Origin of the sequence: Campylobacter showae CC57C (genome assembly GCF_000344295.2) — a bacterium.
Lineage (GTDB): Bacteria > Campylobacterota > Campylobacteria > Campylobacterales > Campylobacteraceae > Campylobacter_A > Campylobacter_A showae_B.
Genome location: NZ_AOTD01000084.1, coordinates 1 through 3,760 on the forward strand (window position 1 = coordinate 1; position 3,760 = coordinate 3,760).

General features: G+C 47.4%; 3 protein-coding genes. All 3 read left to right on the forward strand.

The features are described 5' to 3' along the window. Positions 1-322: 322 nt before the first annotated feature. The 3 genes from H740_RS03345 (at position 323) to H740_RS03355 (ending at position 3,720) form a co-directional block, all read left to right on the forward strand. Positions 323-1,528, forward strand: a complete 1,206-nt coding sequence (locus H740_RS03345; RefSeq protein ID WP_004322500.1) for a multidrug effflux MFS transporter — start codon at positions 323-325, stop codon at positions 1,526-1,528. 125 nt (positions 1,529-1,653) lie between these two features. After that, positions 1,654-2,010, forward strand: coding sequence for a diacylglycerol kinase (locus tag H740_RS03350; RefSeq protein WP_004322502.1), 357 nt, complete (start codon positions 1,654-1,656; stop codon positions 2,008-2,010). A gap of 168 nt (positions 2,011-2,178) precedes the next feature. After that, on the forward strand, positions 2,179-3,720 hold the full coding sequence (locus H740_RS03355; protein WP_004322504.1) for a phosphoethanolamine transferase: 1,542 nt from the start codon (positions 2,179-2,181) through the stop codon (positions 3,718-3,720). Positions 3,721-3,760: the final 40 nt, after the last annotated feature.

Genomic DNA, 3,760 nt, shown 5'->3' on the forward strand with positions numbered 1-3,760 from the left:
ATTAAATCTAGTTAGCCTCTAACCACCATTACCTATTTTTTACAATCTAAAACATTTCAATAAAATCCAAAAGCAACCAGCTCATCATGTTTTACTTTTAAATACTTCACAGTAAAATCTCGAATTTCTTAAATTACTACTCACTAAAGCGGTAAATTTAGCTAAATTTACTCGTGCGGACTTAAATTTGATCTCCAAATTTGACCCCAGGTTTTTAGATAGATCAAATTTAATTTGGCGCCAATTTCTACCCAAATAGACCTCAAAAATTTAAGCTTATTTTTTATACAATCGATCTCAAATCCAAAAAGCGGAATTTAAGATGAAATTTATCCCCAAAACCTTGCCTTTCGTAGAATTTATCGCGCTTATGGCGCTTCTTACGTCGCTTGGAGCTATGAGCACCGACGCGATGTTGCCCGCACTCATGCAGATCGGCCTGGATCTTGGCGTTACGCAGATAAATCAAACCCAGCTCGTCATCTCCTCGATGTTTGCGGGCTTTGCCGTCGGACAGATATTTTATGGGCCGCTTAGCGACTTTATCGGGCGACGAAACGCCGTACTGCTCGCGCTTGCGATATTTACGGCAAGCTCATTTATTTCGGTCGTCACGAGCGATTTTACCGCGCTTTTGGCGAGCAGATTTTTCCAGGGACTAGGCGCTGCGGGCCCTAGGATCATCGCGATGGCGCTTATCCGCGATCTTTACGAGGGGCGCGCGATGGCTCGCGTGATGAGCTTTATCGCGGCAGTTTTTATCATCGTGCCGGCACTTGCTCCGATCATTGGCGGTTTTATCTTTAAAATTTATAATTGGCGCAGCATATTTTTGATGCTTACTTTTATGGGACTTGCGTGCCTAGCGTGGTTTGGACTGCGCCAGAGCGAGACTCTGCCTGCGCAAAACCGCAATAAATTTAGCCTAAATTTGATAAAAAGCGAAGCCGCGCAGGTAGTGAAAAATAGACGTACCGCAGGCTACACGATCGTTTTGGGGCTGATTTTTGGGATGTTTTTGAGCTATATCAGCACCGCTCAGCAGATTTTTGAGGTGAGTTACAAGCTAGGCGACGAATTTCCTATATATTTTGCGATAAACGCCCTAACCCTGGGTGTCGCATCGATGATAAACGCAAAGCTCGTGATGATCTACGGCATGCGCTACCTTAGCATGCGCGCCATGGGAGCGTTTTGCGTTATCGCGGTCGCGTTTTTGCCAGTCGTTCTTGCGTATGACGGAGTGCCGCCGCTGTGGACTTTTATGGCGTTTTGCATGAGTAGCTTTTTTTGCGTGAGCATACTTTTTGGCAACCTAAACGCGATGGCGATGGAGCCTATGGGCAAGATCGCTGGCATGGCGGCTGCGCTGATCGGCTCGGTTTCGACCTTTATCTCGCTTCCTATCGGAGTCGCGATCGGGCAGCTATTTGAGGGGACGCTACTGCCGATGGTTGCGAGCTTTGCGCTTATCGGAGCGGCGGCGTTTGCGCTACTTTACAAGACTTCAAAGATTTCTGATGAGTAAAAAACTAGCCGAGTTTTATCAAATTTGAGCGGCAAATTCGGCTACGTTTTTGTTTATCGCGCCGTCCGCAAAAGCGCCTTATAAAGCAAATTTACGCTATCATTGCGCAAATTTAAAGGCAAAATATGAAACCCAAATACAGCTTTTTCAAAAACTCCAAATTCGCATTCGAGGGGCTTGCCGCGATGCTAAAAAACGAGGCAGCGTTTCGCTTTGAGCTTTGCGTCATCGCCCCGCTTGCGTTAGTTTCGCTGTTTTTGCCCGTTTCTGCCGCGCAGCACGCGCTACTGATCGCCGTTTTCGGGCTCGTTTTGGTCTGCGAGTGCCTAAATACCGCGATCGAAGCGGTAGTGGATCTCGTTTCGCCGGGCTTTCATCCGCTGGCTAAAATCGCCAAAGACTGCGCCTCAGCCGCCGTTTGCCTCTCTATCGGCACGGCTGTGATAACTTGGGCGTGGACGCTTTTTGTGTTGCTATTTTAACGAGTAAAATTTGACCAAAGTGGCTACCAAATTTACACCAAAATCTAAATTTAAAAGTTCAAATTTATATCTAACGTCAAATTTGAGCTCAAATTTTACCGCTAAAGACTAAAGCTTTAAGCTTTTTTTGGATAAAGTTTCACTCTTATTATCAATATTAGGAAAGCTATGAAGCTACGTATTTCTTGGTTTAAATTTACGCTTTTAAACGCCGTTTTTATCGCCGCGCTAAATTTCGCATTATTTAAATTTGCCTACTCAAAGCTTAGTTTTGACGCGGACGCGCCTATGGCCGCGAGTCTGCCGATCATCTATTTTTCTCTTCTTTGCGCGCTCTTTTCTCTCGTTTTTTTGCCCTATCTAGCTAAGCCCGTTAGTATCGCTGCGATTGCCATTACGTGCGGTAGCAGCTACTTCATGCAAAGCTATGGTATCATAATCGATAGCGAAATGATAAGAAACGTCGCGCAAACGGACGCGGGCGAAGTGTTAAGCTTTTTAAATCCAAAACTCGTTTGCTACATGCTATTTTTGGGCGTTTTGCCCTGCCTTTTGGTCGCGTTTATAAGGATCGAGTACGGCGGCGCAAGGCGGCATATAAAGGTCAAATTTGCTTCATTTTTCGGGTTTCTAGCACTCGCGGCGGCTCTGTTTTTGCTGCAAACCAAATCATTCATCCCGTTTTTTCGAGAAAACAGCTTCATCAGAGCCTACAACCTGCCGTTTTATCCGATTTACGCGGCGCAAAAATACATAAAAATGGAGTTTTTCAAGCCTGAATTTAAACAAATCGGCATGGACGCCACGATGAAGCCGAGCCGCGAGCGACGGTTGATGGTGCTGATCGTGGGCGAAACGGCCCGCGCGAAAAACTATTCGCTCGGCGGATACGCTAAAAACGACACGAATTTTTACACGAAAAATGAGCCCAATTTAGTCTATTTTAGCGATGCTCGCTCGTGCGGAACGGCTACAGCCGTCTCGCTGCCGTGCTTGTTTTCAAAATCCACGAGAAGCGAGTACAGTAGCAAAGAATTTAGCGAAAACGCGCTTGATATCCTAAAACGCGCGGGCGTCAAGGTCGTGTGGCTGGGCAACAACTCGGGCAAATGTAAGGGCGTTTGCGACCGCTTGGACGCGGGCGACGTCGAGTATTTTGACGCGGGATACGATACGAATATGCTGCCCTCCCTCAAAAAACGCCTCACAAATCTCGCGCAAAACGAGATCATCGTCCTACATTTGCAAGGCTCGCACGGCCCGGCATATCACGCCCGCTATCCGAGCGAATTTCGCAAATTTACCCCGACTTGCGACACGAGCGAGCTTAGCTCCTGCGATAGCGATAGCATCGTAAACACCTACGACAACACGCTGCTTTTTACGGATTTTTTTGTTGGCGAGGTCATCAAGGCGGTCAAGGACGCGGGCGGCGATAAAAGCGCGGTTTGGTACTTCTCGGACCACGGCGAAAGCCTGGGCGAAAACGGCATCTACTTGCACGGTATGCCCTACGCCATCGCGCCCGAGGCGCAAAAGCACATCCCTATGATGGCGTACGCAAGCGATGAAGCGACGCTAGCTCGTCTGCGCGCCCAAAAAGACGACGCCGTCTCGCACGATAATGTTTTTAGTTCGCTGCTGGGGTTTTTTGGGGTGGAAACAAAAGAATATGATAAAAGCCTCGACATATTTGGCAACGTCGAGTAATTTGCGGCTTGTCTCGCGAGCGTCTTTAACGGAGCTAGTA